This is a genomic window from Thomasclavelia saccharogumia DSM 17460 (assembly GCF_000686665.1).
Taxonomy (GTDB): domain Bacteria; phylum Bacillota_I; class Bacilli_A; order Erysipelotrichales; family Coprobacillaceae; genus Thomasclavelia; species Thomasclavelia saccharogumia.
Window position 1 is genome coordinate 1 of record NZ_JMLH01000042.1, and the last position, 20,323, is coordinate 20,323.

The following is a 20,323-nucleotide window of genomic DNA, read 5'->3' on the forward strand; positions in this document are numbered from 1 at the left end:
GCTGGCATAGCTTATCTTTTATTAATGGAAAAATAGAGGTAGAAAATGGAAATAATGACAGATTATACAAATGTAAGATGGAAAGAAAACGGTAAATTAAAATTACTGATCATTGTTGGAACAAGACCTGAGATCATCAGACTGGCAGCAGTGATCAGTAAATGTCGCAAATACTTTGACTGTATTTTAGCACATACCGGACAAAACTATGATTATAATTTAAATGGCGTATTTTTTCATGATTTGAAATTAGCTGATCCTGAAGTATATATGAATGCTGTCGGTGATGATCTGGGAGCTACAGTTGGCAATATCATCAACTGTTCATATAAACTGATGAATCAGATCAAACCTGATGCCTTACTGATCTTAGGAGATACTAACAGCTGTTTAAGTGCAATCAGTGCCAAAAGACTGCATATCCCGATCTTTCATATGGAAGCAGGGAACAGATGTAAAGATGAATGTTTACCGGAAGAAACGAACAGACGGATCGTTGATATCATTTCCGATGTCAATCTAGCTTATAGTGAACATGCCAGAAAGTATCTGCATGAATGCGGTCTGCCAAAAGAAAGAGTATATGTGACGGGATCACCAATGGCCGAAGTATTAACTAACAATCTAAAGGAGATAGAAGCATCTGATATCCTGGACAGATTAAAATTAAAAGCTAAAGGTTATATCTTATTGAGTGCGCATCGGGAAGAGAATATCGATACCGAAAAGAACTTTCTTTCATTATTCAATGCAGTCAATAAAATAGCTGAAAGATATGATATGCCGATATTATATTCATGTCATCCTCGAAGTAAGAAAAGATTAGAAAAGAGCGGTTTCAAGTTAGATGGCAGAGTGATCCAGCATGAGCCGTTAGGATTCCATGATTACAATCACTTACAGATGAATGCTTATGCAGTGGTAAGTGACAGCGGGACATTACCGGAAGAGAGTTCATACTTTACAAGTATAGGAAGGTCATTTCCAGCGGTATGTATCAGAACAAGTACCGAGAGACCGGAGGCTTTAGATAAAGGATGTTTTGTTTTAGCAGGGATAGACGAAAGATCATTATTACAGGCCGTAGAAACAGCAGTACAAATGAACTTAGAAGGAGATCATGGAATACCGGTACCAGATTATATCGAAGAGAATGTAAGTACTAAAGTAGTAAAACTGATTCAGTCATATACAGGTGTAGTAAACAAAATGGTATGGCGGAAAGATTAGAATTGATTTTATTTAATAATTAAAAGATAAACCTGGATGTGTTATAATAGCTATATATTTTATAAGCAGGTGATAATATGTTAGTTAGAAAGCACTATTTATTTTATGGCAGGGTCCAGGGGGTAGGGTTTCGCTTTACTGCTTATCATAAAGCAGTAGAATTGGGGCTTACCGGCTGGGTATGTAATTTACCAGATGGCTCAGTAGAAGCTTGTTTTCAAGGTGAAGAATCTTTGATCGAGCGCTTAGTGAGTGAAATGAAACATACTCGGTTTATTTGTATTGATTCAATGAAAGTTGAAAATTTGACTGTATTGAAAGATGAAACATCATTTGAAATGAAATATTAAGGGACAGGTGGCATACCTGTCCTTTAATATTTAGATAAAAAAATTGGAGGTAGTAGCTTTTCGTAATATTTGTTATTATAATTATAGTTATGAAAAAGGAGTACTAAAATGCTGATAACTGATAAAGAATTAAAGAGAATTGTAAGCAATAATAGAAATATGCAAACAGGACGACAATATTATCAAAAAAATTATGTTAAAAAGATAAATATTTATTATGAGCCATTGTTTGAAGAATATGTAATTGAAGGAATAGTTGACAATGGAAGCTATGAAGATAAATGTATGATTTCTGTCGATAGTCAAAATCAAATTTTTGATTACGATTGTGATTGTTATTGGTGTACAGCAGATTCAGCATGTGGACATATTGCGGCAATTTTATTAAAAGTTCAAGAACTTTCTCCTGATAACTTTCCATTTGAATATCGTGATCAGGAACAAAACAAAGATAGTTTTGCACAGAGGTTGGCTGAAATACGTCGTAATCACGAAGAAGCTATTTTAAAAGGCGAAATGGCTACAACAAAAAACATAATTAATAATTTTAAAGATACTAAAATCAGTGCCTTTAATTTGATCAATCAGGATAAAGAAATCGATTTAGAGCCCATGATAGTAGTAAGGATCGATGGGGCATTTATAAAATTTAAAGTAGGAAATGATAAGAAATATATTATTAAAAATATACCTGATTTTTTAAACAATATTTCTAATAATAATTATGTTGAGTATGGTAAGCGGCTAGGTTTTCTTCATAATATTGAGGTTTTTAGTGATGATGCTAAAAAAATCATTGACTTGATGAAATATTGTCTAGTTGTTTATGAGCGGCATTGTCATGAATATTATTACAATGTACCAAAAACAACAAATGAAATTAAGATCTTGCCGGAAAGTGTTGATAAAATTCATGATACATTAAAAGATTTAAAATATAATTCATCAATATTAATTTATCAGGAAAATCAATTACCGACTATTGATATTAAGGAATCTGGGAAATATTTTTTATTAAAAATAGAAAACATAGATCAGATATGTGGAAATAAAAATATTTATAAAATAGATGACAATAAAATAGGGGTAACAAAATTAGATAATAATGGTAAAGCAGCAAAATTTATTCATCATTGTTTACAAAAAAGAGAATTATATCTCAGCAAAGAAGATGTTGATGATTTTCATAAATATATATTAGATGATATTAAACAATATTTTAATTTTACCGGAGATGAGTTAACTAATAATATTAGTGATAATGAAATCTTGACTTTATATGGCGATATCAATGATTCTGAACAAATCTGTGTATATTTAAAAAGTGAACAAGATAAGCAGATTATTTATTCATTTGACCATGATGGTAAAGTTACATCTATAAATTTTGATTTAATTGAAAACTATTTAAAAGAAATTAGTGATGTAGTTGATTACGAAAAACACGCTATTTATATTAATTTAGAAAATGAAAAAGCATATACTTTTTTAAATCAAGGATTACCTTTTCTAGCTGATTATTGTGAAATCATGGTTAGTGAAGCACTTAAAAATATTGGTAAAAAAAGCCAGTTTAATATTAGTATCGGCGTAACGATTGAAAACGATCTACTTGCAATCGATGTTGAAAGTATCGATATCCCTAGTGAAGAATTAGCTGCAGTATTAAGTTCGTATCAACGTAAAAAGAAATTTCATCGTTTAAAAAATGGTAAATTACTATACTTGGATTCCAATGAATTAGAAGAATTAGATGATTTTATGAATGACTATAATTTAAAACCTAAAATGCTTGAAGATGGACATTTAGATTTAAATGTTTATCGGGCTTTTAGCATTGAAAATAAAGCAGAAAATAGTGAGCATTTAAATTTTGATCGTAGTGATATTTTTAAAGAAGTAATCGATAATTTTAGAAATATTAAAAAAACAAATTATCCATTATCTAAAAATTATGATAATATTTTAAGAGACTATCAAAAGTACGGTTATCAGTGGCTGCAATCTATTAGTGCATACGGCTTTGGCGGTATTTTAGCTGATGATATGGGACTAGGTAAAACATTACAAATAATTGCTTTATTAGATGAAAATCGTCATGCTGATAAAACTAGCTTAGTTATTTGTCCATCATCATTACTATTAAACTGGCAAGATGAAATTCATAAATTCTCTTTAAATTTAACTTGTCAGTGTGTCAATGGTTCATTACAAAAACGAAAAGCAGCAATCAATGCTTTTAATGATGTTGACATCTTAATAACTACATACGATTATATAAGACGCGATTATGAATTATATCAGGATCATCAGTTTGAATATTTAATTATCGACGAAGCACAGTATATAAAAAATCCTAAAACTAAAAATGCTGCTTCAGTAAAAACAATTAAAGCAAAGCATCGTTTTGCACTAACTGGAACGCCAATTGAAAATTCTTTGGCGGAACTATGGTCAATTTTTGATTTTTTAATGCCAGATTATTTATTCAATTATCACTATTTTCAAACTCACTATGAAACACCAATTGTCAAAAATCATGATGAACAAAAACAACAAGAATTGAAAAAGCTAATTAGTCCCTTTATCTTAAGAAGAAATAAAAAAGATGTATTAACGGAATTACCAGAAAAAATTGAAAAGACAATTACTTTAGAATTCAACGAAGAAGAACATAAACTATATTTAGCTAATTTAGTTCAAGTTAATAAAAGTTTACAAGAACAATTAAATTATGAAAAAGTAGATCGAATTGCAATTCTGGCAATGCTTACTAGATTGCGTCAAATTTGTTGTGAACCAAGAGTATTATATGAAAATATCACGCATATTTCTTCAAAATTAGAGGGATGTCTTGATTTAATAAGAAATTTCCAGGGAAATAATCAAAAAGTACTATTATTCTCATCTTTTACAGCAGTTTTAGATCTAATTATTCAAGAATTAGAAAAAGAAAATATTAGCTATTACAAATTAACAGGCGATACCAAGAAAGAAGAACGTCATCGTTTAGTTAAACAATTCCAAAATGATGATACAACAGTTTTCTTGATTTCTTTAAAAGCTGGTGGAACGGGATTGAATTTAACAGCAGCTGAAGCAGTGATCCACTTTGATCCATGGTGGAATATGTCGGCTCAAAATCAGGCAACTGATCGTGCTCATCGAATCGGACAGCAAAATATTGTGACTGTTTATAAGTTAGTTATGAAAGATAGTATTGAAGAAAAGATATTAGAATTGCAAAATAAAAAGAAAAACTTAGCTGATAGTTTTGTTGAAGGTAATGAAGGTACGATTACATCAATGTCGACCGATGAAATTATCGAATTATTTAAAGTATAGCTAATTATTAAGTTTTAAAAATCAGCTATTGATCAGTGCTTGACATAAAGTATACTTTAGCTTGTATAATGATTAGGGATGTTAGAAATGCTGGTTAAATTATGATAAGATAATGTACGAAGGTGAAACTATGGAAAAATTACAACAATTAAAAGAAGTATTGAAAACTTATCAAAAAGTTGCGATTGCTTATAGTGGTGGTTGTGATTCTAATTTTTTATATCAAGTTGCCGCTGAGGTTTTAGGAAAGGAAAATGTTTTAGCAGTATTATGTAGAGGAATCATGATGTCTAAGGAAGATATCGAAAATGCTAGAACAATGCTTGCTGCTGGGTGGTTTGCTGAAGTGCCTTTAGATGTTTTAGCCATCAAACAGTTTAGATACAATCGTAAAGACCGCTGTTATCATTGTAAAAAGCAGGTAATGTCCATGGTCATCGAAACGGCTCATAAGTTTGGCATCGAAACTGTGTTTGATGGTAAAAATGCTGATGATGAAAAAGTATACCGTCCTGGCAATCAGGCATGTTTAGAATTAGGAATAATTTCACCATTAGCTAAGGTCAAATTAACGAAAGCAGAAATTAGAGAATATTCAAAACAGTTAAAAATCGTTACATATGATAAACCAGCTAATGCTTGTCTAGCATCACGGTTTCCTTATGATACATTATTAACGAAGCAAAAATTAGCTTTGGTCGAAGCAGCTGAAACTTTATTGCATCAAAGAGGAGTATATCATGTACGCGTTCGGGTTCATGATAAATTAGCACGAATCGAGGTTGAGTTAAAAGACTTTAATAAAGTTATTGATGATGCTTTAGTTAAGGAAATAAAAAAACTAGGGTTTGATTATGTGACATTAGATTTGGAAGGCATAACTAGTGGAAGTTATGATAGGTAATAAGAAGATGGAAATCGTTATTATTGATGGCCAGGGTGGCGGAATCGGGCGCAGTGTTATTGAGGCGATAAAAAAAGAAATTGATAATACTTTTATTATTGCTGTTGGAACTAATAGTACAGCAACTAACAATATGAAAAAAGCTGGCGCTGATGTAGTTGCTACTGGTGAAAATGCAATTATTTATAATGCTAAAAATGCCAAGATCTTAATTGGTCCAATTGGTTTTGTTTTTGCCAACTCAATGTATGGTGAAGTTTCACCAGCGATGGCTAATGCAGTTAGCTGTAGTGAGGCGCAGAAATATTTTATTCCAGTAAGTAAATGTGCTGGTCATGTATTAGGAGTTGAAATGAAGTCAATTCAAGAATATATCAAAGATTTAATAAATATTTTAAAATAGATCCCGAGTACATGAAGTACTAGAAGAAACACAGAAGTGTTTGTGGAAAGGGAAAATATGGATTTAATTTATATGCATATGGCAGATGGTTTGATTTCTGTAAAAATTGGTTTTATTTTTTTAATAATTAGTTTTGTTATGATTGCTTTAGCAATTAAAAAAATCAACCAGGAGCATGATGATCGTAAGATTCCTTTGATGGGAGTAATGGGGGCCTTTGTTTTTGCTGCCCAAATGATCAACTTTACGATTCCTGGCACAGGAAGCAGTGGCCATATTGGTGGGGGAATTTTATTATGTCTGATTTTAGGACAGTATCCGGCCTTTTTATCACTGTGTTCGGTTTTAATTATTCAATGCTTATTTTTTGGTGATGGTGGACTACTAGCACTAGGATGTAATATTTTCAATATGGGAGTTCTACCATGTTTTATCGCTTATCCCTTAATTGCTAAACCAATTTTAAAAAAGAATTTAAACTCATCACGAGTTATTTTAGCGAGTATTTTAGCGGTAATAGTCGGCTTACAAATGGGAGCTTTTGCAGTTGTATTACAAACTTTAGCAAGTAATATCACAGAACTTCCATTTGCTTCTTTTGCTGCTTTGATGTTACCGATTCATTTAGCCATTGGGTTGATCGAGGGATTAATAACAGCAGCAGTTGTTTTATATGTTTTAAAAGATAAACGGGAAATTGTTGAAGCATCAATCAATGATAAAAGTTTTACCATGCTTAATTTAAAAAAACAATTACTAACGTTTGGAATCTTAACTGTGTTAATTGGTGGTGGTTTATCTTTATATGCTTCAAGCAAGCCAGATGGTTTAGAGTGGTCGATTGAAGGGGTAACAGGACAAACTGAACTAAAAGCTAGTGGTACTACGAAAGATGCTCTAGCCAGTGTTCAAGAAAAGACGACACTTTTACCAGATTATAATTTTAATGGTAGTGAAAGTAATCTAGGTATTTCTGTTTCGGGAATAGCTGGTGGTGCCGCAACTTTGATTTTAGTTGGTTTGATTGGTTATTTAGTGGTAAAGAAAAAATATGAGTAGTTTTAAAACTTCATTATCAAAGTTTGGCTATTTGGAGCAATTAGCGGCTAATGGTACATCATCGATTCACCGTTTAAACCCGTTATTGAAAATTATTTTAAGTTTGATCTATATTATTTTTGTAGTTACCGCCAATTATTTTGATGTTTTAGAATTGTTAGGATATTTGGGATTAATTATTATAATGATATTGTTGAGTAAAGTATCTTTTTATAGTTTGTTGAAAAGAAGTTTAATTGGCTTGCCAATATCATTATGTATTGGCATTTCAAATCTTTTTTTCGCTAATAGTGTTGTTGATATTGGTGGTGTTTTGATATCATCAGGAGTACTTTCTTTGATTACGATCGTTTTAAAAAATATTTTATGTTTATTGGCTGTCTTTTTATTGATGGCAACAACAAGATTTGAAAGTATTGCTTGTGAACTAGTACATTTAAAAGTACCATCTATTTTTGTTTTACAGCTGGTAATGATTTATCGCTATATTTTTTTATTAGTTGAAGAGGCGTTGATAATGATGCAGGCTTATCAGTTGAAGAATCCTAATATTAATAAAATTGCTTTTAAAGATATGGGGAGTTTTTTAGGAACATTATTAGTACGAAGTTTTAAACGTAGTAGTGAAGTATATAATGCAATGAAATGTCGCGGTTTTGATGTTAGATCATCTTATTTGAATTATGAGACTTTTAAAATAGAAAATTATTTTTTGATCATGATGGTTTTAGGAATAATGATCTTGATAAAGGTGGTATTTTAATGATTGAAATTAATAATTTACAAGTAGTATTTGATAATTCCCTTAAAGCTTTAGATAATATCAATATATTTTTAAAGAAACAAAAATGCGTCGGAATTATTGGTGAAAACGGTTCTGGGAAATCAACATTATTATTAAGCATTCTTAAATTAGTTGATTACCAGGGAGAAATCAAGATCAATGATCTTGATGTAAACAAAGATACAGTTGCTAAGATTCGAACTTTAGTGGGTCTCGTTTTTCAAAATTCTGATCATATGCTGTTTTTACCAACTGTATATGACAATCTAGCTTTTGGATTAATAAATCAAGGAGCAGCAAAACAGGTGATCGATGATAAAATCAAATATATTGCAAAGCAGTTTGAAATAGAAGAGCTATTACCACGAATGGCAAATCACTTATCTGGTGGTCAGAAAAGAATCGTCGCTTTAGCGAGTGTAGTTATAATGGATCCAGAAATTTTATTATTAGATGAACCATCAGCATTTCTAGATCCAAAAAGCCGGCGAAACGTCATTAATACGCTTAAACAATTGCCCCAGCAGATCATTCTAGCTACTCATGATTTGGATATGGCTTTAGATCTATGTGATGAGGTAGTCTTGTTGAATCAAGGGAAAATTGCTGCTAGTGGTAATGCTCATGAAATTTTAACAAACCAAACACTACTGGAAAAAAACGGCTTAGAATTACCATTAAGATATCAGAGGTAGATTATGAAAGTAAAAGAAATTTTAGAAAAAGTAGAAAATCATGAAATCACAGTCGATGAAGCTGTGAATTTGATCGATAATCCCATTGATTATGCAACGATCGACTATAATCGCAAACAGCGTACTGGTGCTTTTGAAGTTATTTATGGTGCTAGTAAGACTAAAGAACAGCTCGCTGGAATTATTAAAAACATGCTGGAACATGAACAAAGAGATATTTTAGCTACACGAATCGATGCCATAAAAGCAGATTATTTAAAAAAATTATATCCAGAATTTGTGTATGATTCTGAAGCTAAAACCTTTTTATTAAAAAAAGAAGCAAAAATAAAAAATAAAGGAAAGATTGTAGTTGTTTGTGCTGGGACATCTGATTTACCAGTTGCTAAAGAAGCATTAATAACGGCAGAGTTTTTAGGTAATCATGTCGAATTGATCTGTGATGTTGGCGTGGCTGGAATCCATCGTTTATTTAATAAGATTGATGTCATTAAACAGGCCAATGTTATCGTTGTAGTGGCGGGAATGGAAGGAGCTCTGGCATCAGTAGTTGGGGGATTAGTGGATAAACCAGTCATTGCAGTTCCCACTTCAATCGGTTATGGAGCAAATTTTAATGGTTTGTCAGCTTTATTAGCGATGTTGAATAGTTGTGCTAGCGGTGTTAGCGTTGTAAATATTGATAATGGTTTTGGTGCCGGATATATGGCGCATACAATTAATTGTTTAGGAGGACAGCGATGAAAGTATTATATTTTGATTGTAGTAGTGGGATCAGTGGAAATATGACCCTAGGAGCTTTGATGGAATTGATCGATGATCCCGATTATTTACAAAAAGAATTGGCAAAATTAAAGGTAGATGGTTATCATCTTCATGTTTCAAAAACAAAAAAGAATGGGATAACAGGTACATATGTGGATGTTTGTCTAGAAGAACATCATCATCACCATCATGATCATGAACATCATCATGTTCATCGTAATCTTTTTGATGTAAATAAAATCATTGATGATAGTGGAATTGATGGCCAAGCTAAAATATTAGCGAAAAACATTTTTTTAAGAGTTGCTAAAGCTGAAAGCAAAGTTCATCATGAAGAATTAATGAATGTTCATTTTCATGAAGTTGGCGCAATTGACTCCATCGTTGATATAATTGGAACAGCAATTTTAATTACCAAGATTGCTCCTGATAAAATCTGTAGCAGTATCGTCAATGATGGTTATGGTTTTATTGAATGTGCCCATGGAATGATTTCTGTACCAGTACCGGCAACTTCGGAAATATTTGCTGATAGTGATGTTGTTTCACGACAAATTGATATTGATACGGAATTAGTTACCCCTACTGGAGCGGCGATCATTGCGGAATTAAGTACCGCTTTTGGGATTATGCCAGCAATGAAAGTTCAAAAAGTTGGCTGGGGATGTGGCAGTAAAGACTTAAAAATCCCTAATGTATTAAAAGTATCATTAGGGCAGATGGATCAAGATGACGATGAAGTTATTGTCATGGAAACCAATATCGATGATAGTAATAGTGAAATTTTAGGGTATACATCACAGCAATTATTTGAAAATGGAGCTCTTGATGTCTATTACACACCGATTTTTATGAAGAAGAATCGTCCTGCTTATTGTTTGAGTGTTATCTGTGATAAAGATAAGCTGGAATTATTACAAAATATTATTTTTAAACAAACATCAACAATTGGAATTCGTTATCGTTATGAAAAAAGAACGGTATTATCACGCAAGATGATCGAAATTGATAGCCCATATGGTAAAATTTTAGCTAAAAAAGTTGCTCATGATGGTAAAAGTTATCTTTATCCTGAATACGAGTCACTTAAAAAAATTGCCAAGGAAAATGATCTAGGGATCAAAGAGGTTTATAAGTTGATTAAATAATAGGTATGAGGAGGTAGAAAGTGAAAAAATATTGGCATCAAATTAAAGCAATCTGTTTTTTGGCTTGGCCAGCAGTTGTTCAAGAAGCGATGAATGTCGTTGTGTCCTATGTTGATACAGCGATGGTCGGGGCTTTAGGTGCTGATGCTTCAGCGGCTGTTGGTTTGACCTCAACCGTTGGCTGGCTTGTTTCGAGTATCGCTATTGCTTTTGGAATTGGGATTCTTTCTGTATGTGCTCAGGCAATGGGGGCTGATGATCAAGAAAAAGTTCAAAGAACAGGACAACAGGCTTTATTTTTGACTTTGATAGTTGGTACTATTCTTACAGTGATCTGTGTTTTAATTGCACCATATTTACCTATCTGGTTAAATGGTGATCCAAAAATTTGTGCAGTAGCTTCCTCATATTTTATGATTATTTCGATACCACTGTTGTTTCGCAGTGCAGTTTTGATTTTATCATCTGTTTTACGCAGCGTTAGCGATATGAAGACCCCAATGATGATCAATCTTTATATGAATATGATCAATATTGTTTTAAATTTTATTTTGATCTACCCGACTCGAAAAATATTTGGAATTACTGTTTTAGGCGCTGGATTAGGAGTCAATGGTGCAGCAATAGCAACAGCTATTTCTTTTGTTATTGGTGGGGTAATGATGTTTGTCAGATATTATAAAAATAAAATTTTTTCGTTTTCTAAAACTGGTTTTCATTTTTATAAAAAAGAGTTTAAAGAATGCCTGGATATTGGAATCCCAGTTGTTTTAGAACGGGGTGTTATTTGTTTGGGACATGTGACTTTTTCGGCTTTGATTGCAAAGTTAGGAGTAGTTAGATTTGCAGCTCATACGATTGCGATTCAGGCAGAACAGGCTTTTTATATACCTGGTTATGGTTTTCAAACTGCTGCAGCTACTTTAGCGGGTAATGCGATGGGACAAAAGAGTGAGCAAAGAGTTAAAGAAGTAACGTATTTAATTAGTGGTATTACGATGCTGTTAATGACAGTTTGTGGTGTAGTGCTCTTTATTTTTGCTAGGCAGTTAATGAGTATTTTTACTCCAGATGTTCAAGTTATTGAATTAGGAGCACGAGTTTTACGAATTGTTTCTGTTTCAGAACCGATTTATGGCATTTTGGTAATTCTTGAGGGTGTTTTTAATGGTATGGGTGATACTAAAGCTCCTTTTGTTTTTTCATTATTGACAATGTGGGGAATTAGAATAACTGGTTCCTGGTTAATGATCAATGTTTTTAATTTAAGCATTGAAGCAGTTTGGGTGATGATGGTATGTGATAATGTTGCTCGGTGTTTCTTGCTTTCAAGAAGATTTTTAAAAGGACGCTGGAAATATCGGTTAAATAATGATTAAAATGCTTAGATAAAGAGTATACTATAATATCAAAATAATTTTATGGAGGTAAAATGGAATTAATAAAATATTTTTTAACTTTTGAAGCTGGTATTATAGTAGGAGTCGTAATCATGTGTTTATTTCAAATAATAGATCGACATGATTGATTTTAGTTTCTATATGAAATAGAAACTTTTTATTATTTATCTTATTACATAGAAAATATAAAAAAGAGGGATAATATATGAGTAAATTAAAAACGATTATAATAACTGGAGCAAATTCTGGTTTAGGGTTTAAGACAGCAGAAAATATTGCTAAAACGACAGCTGATTATCAAATAATCATGGCTTGTAGAAATTTAGATAAAGCAAACGAAGCAAAACAAAAACTAATCACAGAAACTGGAAATAAAAATATCTTAGCTTTACCACTGGATTTAACATCTCTTCAATCAGTGCGGGAGTTTGTCGAAAAATACAAGAACATGAACTTACAGCCTGTTTATGGATTGATTTGCAATGCAGGAATATCAGGAGCTCATCAGGGACTTACAAAAGATGGATTTGATTGTGTTTTTCAATCAAATCATTTAGGACATTTTTTATTAACGACACTATTATTGCCATTAATGGAGGAAAAAGGACGGATTTTAGTTGTCAGCAGTGATATGCATTGTCCTTTAAGTGGTGAATTAGAGTGGCTTGGTAGTGATATGATAGCTTTTCCTAATGATGATCTTGGTCAGCAGACGATACGATATTCATATTCTAAATTGTGTAATTTATATTTTACTTATGAATTATCACGTCAATTAAAAAATGATAAAAAGTCAATCATAGTGAATGCTTTTAATCCTGGTTTGATGTTAGAGACAAATTTTGTACCAGATAAATCTAAGTTTACAAAAGAAAATCTAAAACTAATATCAAATCGAGTAGGTTCTTTAGAAAAATCATCACAGGCATTAGCCTTGTTGATGACAGAAAAGAAATATGAAAATATAAGCGGTAAATACTATGATAGAAGTACAAATACATGTGATTCTTCACCGCTTTCTTATAATCAAGAAAACGCTAAAGAACTATGGACAATGAGTATGAAATACACTTATAATAAATAATGATAGGAGGAATTATAATGTTGGAATGTGGTGTAAAAGCTCCAGATTTTAGTCTTTTAAATCAAGATGGCAAAAAAGTAGCGTTGAGTGATTTTAAAGGAAAGAAGATAATTTTGTATTTTTATCCTCGCGATAATACACCTGGCTGTACTAAACAAGCTTGTGGATTTGGAAAGTTATATCCTCATTTTACAGAACTAGGTGTACAAATAATGGGGATAAGTAAAGATAGTGTAGCTTCTCATAAACGTTTTGAACAAAAATATCAATTACCGTTTATTCTTTTATCAGATCCTGAATTAGAAGCTATTCAAGCTTATGATGTTTGGCAAGAGAAAAATATGTATGGTAAAAAAGTTATGGGTGTTGTTAGAACTACTTATTTAATTGATGAAGATGGCATGATCATAAAAGCTTTTGGAAAAGTTAAAGCTGCTGATAATCCAAGCCAGATGTTAGAAGAATTAAATAAATCTTAATATTTAAGGAATGAGTTTTCATTCCTTTTTTATATAATATTCTTTAGATTGAAATTACAGATTATAAAAATAATAATAATTGATCGAAAATCATATTAACTTAATTGTCGTAAGATATTAGGATATTAAATCCTTTTTTAGTTTATTTCTTTCTTGATAAGCTAATATGTGTTATACTACTAGCATATAGGGGGATTTATCATGATAAAGATGATTGCTACAGATATGGATGGAACATTTTTAGATTCCGAAAAACGTTTTGATCCAGAATTTATAGATATATTTTATAAATTAAAAGAAAAAAATATTAAATTTGTTATTGCTAGCGGTAATCAGTATTATCGTTTATTTCAAAAATTTATACCTTTAAGTGAACAAATGTATTTCATTGCTGAAAATGGAAGTTTCATTGCTGAGGGGGCAAGGGAATTATATTGTAATATAATTGAAAAAGATGATGTCGAAAAAATAAAAGGGCTTTTAGCAGGTTATAATGAGCTGTTAGTAGTATTATGCGGTCGCAAAGGGGCTTATATTTTAGAAAAAAATTATCAGTATAAAGATGAAATAAAAAAATATTATTGTAATTATCGTTTTGTTGAATCATTTGATGATATTAGTGATGGAATTATGAAGATTGCGGTATATGATCCAAATGATAAGCTTGATATTGTGTTTAATGAAATTGGATCAAAGCTGCCAGATAATGTTAAGACAGTTACTTCCGGTAATAATTGGGTAGATATCCAAAATAATGATATCAATAAAGGAATTGCAATGCGCTTTTTACAAGCAATCTATGAAATAGAACCTGATGAATGTATGGCTTTTGGTGATCAAATGAATGATTACGAACTGCTCCAGCAAGTAAAATATAGTTATGCAATGGCTAATGCAGTAGATCCGATCAAAGAAATTGCTTATGGTATTGCAGATACTAATGATAGACAAGGGGTACTTAGTAAAATTAAAGAAGTATTAGAGTTATAGCCTATTTTATTAGGCTATTTTAAATAAAAAAACTTTTTTTACAAAAGTTTTTTATCTCTTATTTATAACTAGACATAATTTTCCAATTACTCTAAATCCAGCCTGATTATCACGGTTGATAATAAGAGGATTATAATCGGGGTTGGCAGGCTGCAAAATAATACATTGATTATCATTATCGCGATAGAACTTTTTACATGTTGCAACATTATCTTCAATAGTAAAACAGCCTATTTCCCCATTTCTGATCTGATTGCATTTTTCAAACACGATCAAATCTCCAGGATTAATATTTTCGCCAACCATACTGTCACCATTTGCATATTGGCAAAAGTATTCTTTGTTTAATGATAATAAAGATTCTGGTAAAGCAATATATTCATCGATATTATCATCTACAAAAATACCGGTTCCACAACTGATATCATTATATAAGGGAATTGTTATAGAATTAGTAAGGGTCGGCTGTTCAGGCTCGTCAATACCTAAAAAGTAAAAAGCTGGTACTTCAAATATTTCAGATAATTTTTGGATCGTTTCTTTCTTTAAGTTTTCAACACGATTATTTTCATATTTAGCAATCGCTGATTTTTTTACACCTAAAAGCTTGCCAAGCTGTTCTTGTGTCAAGCCTTTTTCTTTTCGCAATTTTTTTATTCTCTCACCAGTCATTAAAATCACTCCTCGTGTCTTAATTTTACTATTAATGTGTTGTAATTGCAAATGTTATTAACAAAAAGTATCTTTAAAAGATACTTTTTGTTGACAAAGCAATAAAAAAGAGTTATATTAAAAGTGTCTTAAAAAGAAACTTTTAATATAAAAATAAAAAAAGATGAATTAATAGATACATTGATGGAGGAAATAACAATGGAATATGAAGAACTAAATTTTACAAAAAAGGGAATCATGACGATAATAGTTACGATATTATCATTAGGATTCGTGTTTGCATCATTAAGTAGTTATTTGGTTGATTTAATTGTTTTATAATGGGGAATACTAATTAGGGGTGATAATTAGTGAAACGTAAGGATAATAAAGAGAAAGATGAGCTAGATTATGATAATCATATTGTTGAATATGACAATGAATATCCTAATGCTTCTAATGCTCAAGAATAGTCAATTTAATTGACTATTTTTTTAAATATTTGATGAAAAATATTTTCATTAAATATTGTTTTGTGCTAATATTTATTCATGGAGGTGTGATAATGGAAAAAACAGTAATGGATACGATATGTTCATTGTATGATGGCTTTTTTGATTCAGAAAAGAAAATTGCTAAGTATATTATTAATAACTATGACAAAGTAGTTGATATGACAGTGGGACAGTTAGCTAGTGTTAGTGGATCAAGTGAAGCTTCAGTATCACGTTTTTGTAAAAAGATTGGTGTTAAAGGATTTCATCATTTAAAGATATCATTAGCTAAAGAGATGGTTGAAACAGGTACTGGTGAAGTAGTGTCGGTATCGAATAATATTTCAATCGATGATATTGGACAATCTTTGCAAAATATCTTGGCTAATAAAGTAGAAGAACTGAAACAGACAGTTTCGATGATGGATGAAACGAATTTAAAGGAAATTTTAACAATTATAAAAAATGCTAAAAGTGTTCAGTTTGCAGCTGTTGGAAATACAATACCAGTTGCTATAGATGGGGCTTTTAAACTTAATCAAATTGGTATTCCGGCGATATCGGGAACTATTTGGGAAACTCAAATCGGTTATACCTATAATTTAACAGATAAAGATGCTGTTATTGTTATTTCAAATTCAGGTGAGTCTAGAGAAATGATTACTTTGATGAAGGCAGCTAAAGAGGTAGGAGCAATAACGATCGCGATAACAAATAATGAGCAGTCAACTATTGCTAAAGCTAGTAATTATCATATTACTACAGCAACGCGTGAAAAATTATTTCTTGATGGTTATTGCTTTTCACGGGTTTCTGCAACGACCGTAATTGAAATCTTATACTTGTTTTTAACTTCAATGGATAAAAATGCTTATAAAAGTATTGCTCGGCATGAAAATGCTATTGCTGGTGATAAATTTTAACCAGGTTATACCTGGTTTTAATTATTTATATATATGAAATAAAATTTCTTAATAAAAGTATTGACGAAAATATAATATCGTTGTATATTATAGTTGTGAAAAATAATTTCGTTGAAAAAGGAGGAATGAAAATGATATACACAATTACGTTTAATCCCGCGTTAGACTATGTCGTAAGTGTCGATGATTTTAAATTAGGGATGGTCAATCGAACAAGTGATGAAGCAATTTACTATGGCGGGAAAGGAATCAACGTAGCAGCAGTTTTAAAAGAATTAGGATATGAAAGTGTATGTTTAGGATACTTAGCAGGGTTTACGGGGGATGAAATTCAACGTGGAGCCAGAGAGGTTTTAGGACTACAGACAGATTTTATTAAATTGAATAAAGGTCTATCAAGAATCAATGTAAAACTTCGTAGTAATGAAGAAAGTGAAATTAATGGTCAAGGACCTGTTATTGATGAAAATGCTTTAACATTACTAATTCAAAAATTAGATAAGTTAGTTTCAGGGGATGTTTTGATTCTTTCGGGAAGTATTCCTAAATCAATGTCTAAAGATGCTTATCACACTATTTTAAAATCATTAAATGATCGGGATATTAAAACAGTGGTTGACGCTACGGGTGATTTATTAAAAGGGACACTTGATTTAAAACCATTTTTGATTAAACCAAATGTGCATGAATTAGCAGAACTATTTAATGTAGAAATCAATAACCTTGAGGAAGTAGAGTTTTATGCCCGTAAATTACAAGAACAAGGTGCTAAGAATGTATTGATTTCAATGGCTAAAGATGGTTCTTTACTAATAGATGAAACGGGAAAGAAACATCAATTAGGTGTATGTAAGGGAAAATTAAAAAATTCAGTTGGGGCTGGAGATTCTATGGTAGCCGGCTTTGTAGCTGGATATTTAGATGGCAAAGAATATCACGAAATTATTAAATTAGCAACAGCAGCAGGGGGCGCAACAGCATTTAGCGAAGGATTAGCTAAAAGAGAAATGATTGAAGAATTAGTAGAACAACTATAATGAGGAGAAAGTTTATGAAAATTACGGAATTATTGGATATAAAAAGTATTGCTTTAAATGTCAATGTTAAATCAAAAGAAGAAACAATTGACTGTTTAGTTGATTTAATGGATGCATCAGGGAAAATTAGTGATAAAGAAGCATATAAAAAAGGAATATTAGCTCGTGAAGAATTAAGTACTACGGGAATTGGGGATGGAATCGCAATTCCTCATGCACAAGTAGCAGCTGTAAAAAAACCAGGATTAGCAGCTATTACAATTAAAGATGGCGTAGATTATGAATCATTAGATGGCAGTCTTGTACATTTAGCATTTATGATCGCAGCCCCTGAAGATGGCGGGAATCTTCATTTGCAGGCACTAGCAAAATTATCAACTTTATTGATGAATGAAGATTTTAGAAAAGCACTGATCAATGCTTCAACAGCAGCAGAGTTTTTAAATATAATAAATGAAGAAGAAGCTAAAAAAGATGCTGAAAGTACCCCTAAAGAAAATGGGACATATCGAGTTTTAGCAGTTACAGCTTGTCCGACAGGAATCGCCCATACATTTATGGCGGCTGAAAATTTAACTAAAGCTGGTAAAGAGATGGGATATTTGTTGAAGGCAGAGACAAATGGCGCTGATGGTGCTAAAAATGTTTTAACGGCTCAAGAAATAGCGATGGCTGATGGGATTATTATTGCAGCTGATAAAAAGGTTGAAATGTCACGTTTTGATGGTAAACCAGTCCTTTCGGTCAGTGTAACGCAGGGAATCCAAAAACCAGAAGAATTGATTAATAAAATTATTAATCATGAAGTCCCTGTTTATCATCATGATGGCAGTGTAAATATTGAAGAAACATCATCTGAAGGAATCGGTCGAGCTATTTATAAACACTTAATGAATGGTGTTAGTCATATGTTACCATTTGTTATTGGTGGGGGAATCTTGATTGCTTTAGCATTCTTATTTGATGATTATTCGATCGATCCTTCTAATTTTGGTAAAAACACACCATTAGCAGCTTATTTAAAGACAATCGGAGAGCAGGCTTTTGGGATGATGTTACCAGTTTTAGCTGGTTATGTAGCAATGTCAATTGCTGATCGTCCCGGTTTAGCAGTAGGTTTTATTGGGGGAATCGTCGCTAAAATGGGTTGTACTTTTGCTAATCCTGCTGGTGGTGATGTTAATTCCGGATTTTTAGGAGCTTTATTAGCTGGTTTTATTGGTGGTTATTTAGTTTTAGCACTAAAAAAATTATTTTCAAAATTACCAAAAGCATTAGAAGGAATAAAACCAATTCTAATTTATCCGGTTTTAGGAATATTATTAGTAGCAGTTATTACAACCTTGATCAATCCATTTGTAGGTGCAATCAATACTGCTCTTAATAATTTTTTAAATAGTATGGGTGGAACAAGTAAAATATTATTAGGTATGATCGTAGCTGGGATGCAGTCTACTGATATGGGTGGCCCAATCAATAAAGCATCATACGTTTTTGCAACATCACAGTTAGCAGAAGGAAATTTTGAAATCATGGCAGCAGTTATGGCTGGCGGAATGATTCCACCGCTTGCAATTGCATTGAGTACGACTTTATTTAAAAATCGCTGGACTAAAGAAGAGAAGAATTCTGGTTTAGTAAACTATGTGATGGGATTAGCGTTTATTTCTGAAGGAGCTATTCCTTTTGCAGCCAAAGATCCGCTTAGAGTCATCCCTTCATGTATCATTGGTTCAGCTATAGCTGGTGGTTTATCGATGTTGTTTGGTTGTACTTTAAGAGCTCCTCATGGTGGTATCTTTGTTCTACCAACGATTGGAAATCCGCTAATGTATGCTTTAGCGATCGTTTTAGGAGCAGTTGCTGGATGTTTAGTATTATCTATTTTAAAAAAACCTTTAAAGGAGAATAATTGATCATGAAACAAAGATGTGCACGAGAAGCTTTGAAATTAATAAAAAATAATATGACGATTGGATTAGGCGGTGGTTCAACCATCTCCTATCTAGTAGGTTATATAAAAGAAGCACAGTTAGATGTTAAAGTTGTAACACCATCATTATCAACTGCTCAATCATGCATTAAAAATGGGTTACATCTTTTACCAACCTGGGCTGTTGATCATCTTGATATTGCTTTTGATGGTTGTGATGAAGTGGATTTAAAGTTAAATGCTTTAAAATCAGGAGGAGCGATCCATACCAAAGAAAAAATTATTGCCTCAATGGCTGATGACTATGTTTTATTAGTTGATGAAAGTAAAGTTTTTGAGCAATTACCATTGAATTTACCAATTGCTTTAGAAGTATTTCCTGAAGCGTTATCATATGTTACAAAAAAACTTAATAATATGAATGCTTCAGTTGAAATTCGTCCAACATCTAGTAAAGATGGTGGAACGATCAGTGATAATGGCAATTATATTTTAAATGCTAAGTTTGAAAAAGTTAAAGATTTGAAAAAATTAAATGATGATTTATTAGCTATTTGTGGCGTGATTGATACTTCTTTGTTCTATAATATTGCTACTAAAGTAATTTCAGTAGATCAAGAAGGTAGTAGAGTAATAGTGAAATAGGAGG

At 31.8% G+C, this 20,323-nt stretch carries 20 protein-coding genes; 19 read left to right on the forward strand and 1 reads right to left on the reverse strand.

Translation table 11 applies throughout. The features are described 5' to 3' along the window. Nucleotides 1-45: 45 nt before the first annotated feature. The 14 genes from wecB to BR82_RS0109770 all read left to right on the forward strand — a co-directional run bounded on the left by wecB (nucleotide 46) and on the right by BR82_RS0109770 (nucleotide 14,636). Entirely contained in the window at nucleotides 46-1,230 is a 1,185-nt protein-coding gene (gene wecB / locus BR82_RS0109700) for a non-hydrolyzing UDP-N-acetylglucosamine 2-epimerase (protein WP_027090023.1), read from the forward strand. Between the two features lie 77 nt (nucleotides 1,231-1,307). Continuing rightward, nucleotides 1,308-1,580 carry an acylphosphatase gene (locus tag BR82_RS0109705; RefSeq protein ID WP_024721234.1) on the forward strand — a complete coding sequence of 91 codons (273 nt, stop codon included), beginning with the start codon at nucleotides 1,308-1,310 and terminating at the stop codon, nucleotides 1,578-1,580. Between the two features lie 108 nt (nucleotides 1,581-1,688). Continuing rightward, the gene (locus tag BR82_RS0109710) at nucleotides 1,689-4,925 is read left to right on the forward strand and encodes a DEAD/DEAH box helicase (RefSeq protein ID WP_027090024.1); all 3,237 of its coding nucleotides are present in this window, start codon (nucleotides 1,689-1,691) and stop codon (nucleotides 4,923-4,925) included. Nucleotides 4,926-5,055: 130 nt separating this feature from the next. Continuing rightward, the gene (larE, locus tag BR82_RS0109715) at nucleotides 5,056-5,829 is read left to right on the forward strand and encodes an ATP-dependent sacrificial sulfur transferase LarE (RefSeq protein ID WP_240474543.1); all 774 of its coding nucleotides are present in this window, start codon (nucleotides 5,056-5,058) and stop codon (nucleotides 5,827-5,829) included. Beyond that, on the forward strand, nucleotides 5,819-6,232 hold the full coding sequence (locus BR82_RS0109720) for a DUF3842 family protein (RefSeq protein WP_240474544.1): 414 nt from the start codon (nucleotides 5,819-5,821) through the stop codon (nucleotides 6,230-6,232). The genes larE and BR82_RS0109720 overlap by 11 nt, the downstream gene beginning before the upstream one ends. A 57-nt stretch (nucleotides 6,233-6,289) precedes the next feature. Continuing rightward, nucleotides 6,290-7,291: an energy-coupling factor ABC transporter permease gene (locus BR82_RS0109725; RefSeq protein ID WP_084300803.1), complete on the forward strand. Its 1,002-nt coding sequence runs from the start codon at nucleotides 6,290-6,292 to the stop codon at nucleotides 7,289-7,291. Continuing rightward, the gene (locus BR82_RS0109730) at nucleotides 7,284-8,054 is read left to right on the forward strand and encodes an energy-coupling factor transporter transmembrane component T family protein (protein ID WP_027090028.1); all 771 of its coding nucleotides are present in this window, start codon (nucleotides 7,284-7,286) and stop codon (nucleotides 8,052-8,054) included. The genes BR82_RS0109725 and BR82_RS0109730 overlap by 8 nt, the downstream gene beginning before the upstream one ends. Then, nucleotides 8,054-8,770, forward strand: a complete 717-nt coding sequence (locus BR82_RS0109735) for an energy-coupling factor ABC transporter ATP-binding protein (protein WP_027090029.1) — start codon at nucleotides 8,054-8,056, stop codon at nucleotides 8,768-8,770. The genes BR82_RS0109730 and BR82_RS0109735 overlap by 1 nt, the downstream gene beginning before the upstream one ends. A 3-nt stretch (nucleotides 8,771-8,773) precedes the next feature. Beyond that, nucleotides 8,774-9,514: a nickel pincer cofactor biosynthesis protein LarB gene (gene larB / locus BR82_RS0109740; RefSeq protein WP_027090030.1), complete on the forward strand. Its 741-nt coding sequence runs from the start codon at nucleotides 8,774-8,776 to the stop codon at nucleotides 9,512-9,514. Continuing rightward, nucleotides 9,511-10,683 (forward strand): nickel pincer cofactor biosynthesis protein LarC, encoded by a 1,173-nt coding sequence (gene larC, locus BR82_RS0109745; protein ID WP_027090031.1) that lies wholly within the window; start codon nucleotides 9,511-9,513, stop codon nucleotides 10,681-10,683. The genes larB and larC overlap by 4 nt, the downstream gene beginning before the upstream one ends. A 20-nt stretch (nucleotides 10,684-10,703) precedes the next feature. Next, nucleotides 10,704-12,062 (forward strand): MATE family efflux transporter, encoded by a 1,359-nt coding sequence (locus tag BR82_RS0109750; RefSeq protein ID WP_027090032.1) that lies wholly within the window; start codon nucleotides 10,704-10,706, stop codon nucleotides 12,060-12,062. A gap of 226 nt (nucleotides 12,063-12,288) precedes the next feature. Then, nucleotides 12,289-13,167: an SDR family NAD(P)-dependent oxidoreductase gene (locus tag BR82_RS0109760; RefSeq protein ID WP_027090033.1), complete on the forward strand. Its 879-nt coding sequence runs from the start codon at nucleotides 12,289-12,291 to the stop codon at nucleotides 13,165-13,167. Nucleotides 13,168-13,184: 17 nt separating this feature from the next. Next, the gene (gene bcp / locus BR82_RS0109765) at nucleotides 13,185-13,646 is read left to right on the forward strand and encodes a thioredoxin-dependent thiol peroxidase (protein ID WP_027090034.1); all 462 of its coding nucleotides are present in this window, start codon (nucleotides 13,185-13,187) and stop codon (nucleotides 13,644-13,646) included. Nucleotides 13,647-13,847: 201 nt separating this feature from the next. Beyond that, on the forward strand, nucleotides 13,848-14,636 hold the full coding sequence (locus BR82_RS0109770) for a Cof-type HAD-IIB family hydrolase (RefSeq protein ID WP_027090035.1): 789 nt from the start codon (nucleotides 13,848-13,850) through the stop codon (nucleotides 14,634-14,636). A 51-nt stretch (nucleotides 14,637-14,687) separates the two neighbouring features. On the opposite strand, the gene BR82_RS0109775 is transcribed toward BR82_RS0109770, so the two are convergent. Then, nucleotides 14,688-15,308 (reverse strand): LexA family protein, encoded by a 621-nt coding sequence (locus tag BR82_RS0109775; protein ID WP_027090036.1) that lies wholly within the window; start codon nucleotides 15,306-15,308, stop codon nucleotides 14,688-14,690. Between the two features lie 198 nt (nucleotides 15,309-15,506). On the opposite strand from BR82_RS0109775, the gene BR82_RS17825 reads away from it, so the two are divergent. The 5 genes from BR82_RS17825 to rpiA all read left to right on the forward strand — a co-directional run bounded on the left by BR82_RS17825 (nucleotide 15,507) and on the right by rpiA (nucleotide 20,319). Next, entirely contained in the window at nucleotides 15,507-15,629 is a 123-nt protein-coding gene (locus tag BR82_RS17825; RefSeq protein ID WP_261794271.1) for a hypothetical protein, read from the forward strand. 223 nt (nucleotides 15,630-15,852) lie between these two features. After that, on the forward strand, nucleotides 15,853-16,704 hold the full coding sequence (locus BR82_RS0109790; protein WP_027090037.1) for a MurR/RpiR family transcriptional regulator: 852 nt from the start codon (nucleotides 15,853-15,855) through the stop codon (nucleotides 16,702-16,704). A 131-nt stretch (nucleotides 16,705-16,835) separates the two neighbouring features. Continuing rightward, nucleotides 16,836-17,741, forward strand: a complete 906-nt coding sequence (pfkB, locus tag BR82_RS0109795) for a 1-phosphofructokinase (protein WP_027090038.1) — start codon at nucleotides 16,836-16,838, stop codon at nucleotides 17,739-17,741. A 14-nt stretch (nucleotides 17,742-17,755) separates the two neighbouring features. Continuing rightward, nucleotides 17,756-19,657, forward strand: a complete 1,902-nt coding sequence (locus BR82_RS0109800) for a PTS fructose transporter subunit IIABC (RefSeq protein ID WP_027090039.1) — start codon at nucleotides 17,756-17,758, stop codon at nucleotides 19,655-19,657. A gap of 2 nt (nucleotides 19,658-19,659) precedes the next feature. Then, a complete protein-coding gene (gene rpiA / locus BR82_RS0109805) occupies nucleotides 19,660-20,319 on the forward strand; it encodes a ribose 5-phosphate isomerase A (RefSeq protein WP_027090040.1) in 660 nt (219 codons plus the stop codon). The last annotated feature ends 4 nt before the right edge of the window (nucleotides 20,320-20,323 follow it).

Coding starts and splice junctions, on each gene's coding strand:
- wecB (WP_027090023.1), top strand. CDS start 46: ATGGAAATAATGACAGATTATACAAATGTAAGATGGAAAGAAAACGGT.
- BR82_RS0109705 (WP_024721234.1), top strand. CDS start 1,308: ATGTTAGTTAGAAAGCACTATTTATTTTATGGCAGGGTCCAGGGGGTA.
- BR82_RS0109710 (WP_027090024.1), top strand. CDS start 1,689: ATGCTGATAACTGATAAAGAATTAAAGAGAATTGTAAGCAATAATAGA.
- larE (WP_240474543.1), top strand. CDS start 5,056: ATGGAAAAATTACAACAATTAAAAGAAGTATTGAAAACTTATCAAAAA.
- BR82_RS0109720 (WP_240474544.1), top strand. CDS start 5,819: ATGATAGGTAATAAGAAGATGGAAATCGTTATTATTGATGGCCAGGGT.
- BR82_RS0109725 (WP_084300803.1), top strand. CDS start 6,290: ATGGATTTAATTTATATGCATATGGCAGATGGTTTGATTTCTGTAAAA.
- BR82_RS0109730 (WP_027090028.1), top strand. CDS start 7,284: ATGAGTAGTTTTAAAACTTCATTATCAAAGTTTGGCTATTTGGAGCAA.
- BR82_RS0109735 (WP_027090029.1), top strand. CDS start 8,054: ATGATTGAAATTAATAATTTACAAGTAGTATTTGATAATTCCCTTAAA.
- larB (WP_027090030.1), top strand. CDS start 8,774: ATGAAAGTAAAAGAAATTTTAGAAAAAGTAGAAAATCATGAAATCACA.
- larC (WP_027090031.1), top strand. CDS start 9,511: ATGAAAGTATTATATTTTGATTGTAGTAGTGGGATCAGTGGAAATATG.
- BR82_RS0109760 (WP_027090033.1), top strand. CDS start 12,289: ATGAGTAAATTAAAAACGATTATAATAACTGGAGCAAATTCTGGTTTA.
- bcp (WP_027090034.1), top strand. CDS start 13,185: ATGTTGGAATGTGGTGTAAAAGCTCCAGATTTTAGTCTTTTAAATCAA.
- BR82_RS0109770 (WP_027090035.1), top strand. CDS start 13,848: ATGATAAAGATGATTGCTACAGATATGGATGGAACATTTTTAGATTCC.
- BR82_RS0109775 (WP_027090036.1), bottom strand. CDS start 15,308: ATGACTGGTGAGAGAATAAAAAAATTGCGAAAAGAAAAAGGCTTGACA.
- BR82_RS17825 (WP_261794271.1), top strand. CDS start 15,507: ATGGAATATGAAGAACTAAATTTTACAAAAAAGGGAATCATGACGATA.
- BR82_RS0109790 (WP_027090037.1), top strand. CDS start 15,853: ATGGAAAAAACAGTAATGGATACGATATGTTCATTGTATGATGGCTTT.
- pfkB (WP_027090038.1), top strand. CDS start 16,836: ATGATATACACAATTACGTTTAATCCCGCGTTAGACTATGTCGTAAGT.
- BR82_RS0109800 (WP_027090039.1), top strand. CDS start 17,756: ATGAAAATTACGGAATTATTGGATATAAAAAGTATTGCTTTAAATGTC.
- rpiA (WP_027090040.1), top strand. CDS start 19,660: ATGAAACAAAGATGTGCACGAGAAGCTTTGAAATTAATAAAAAATAAT.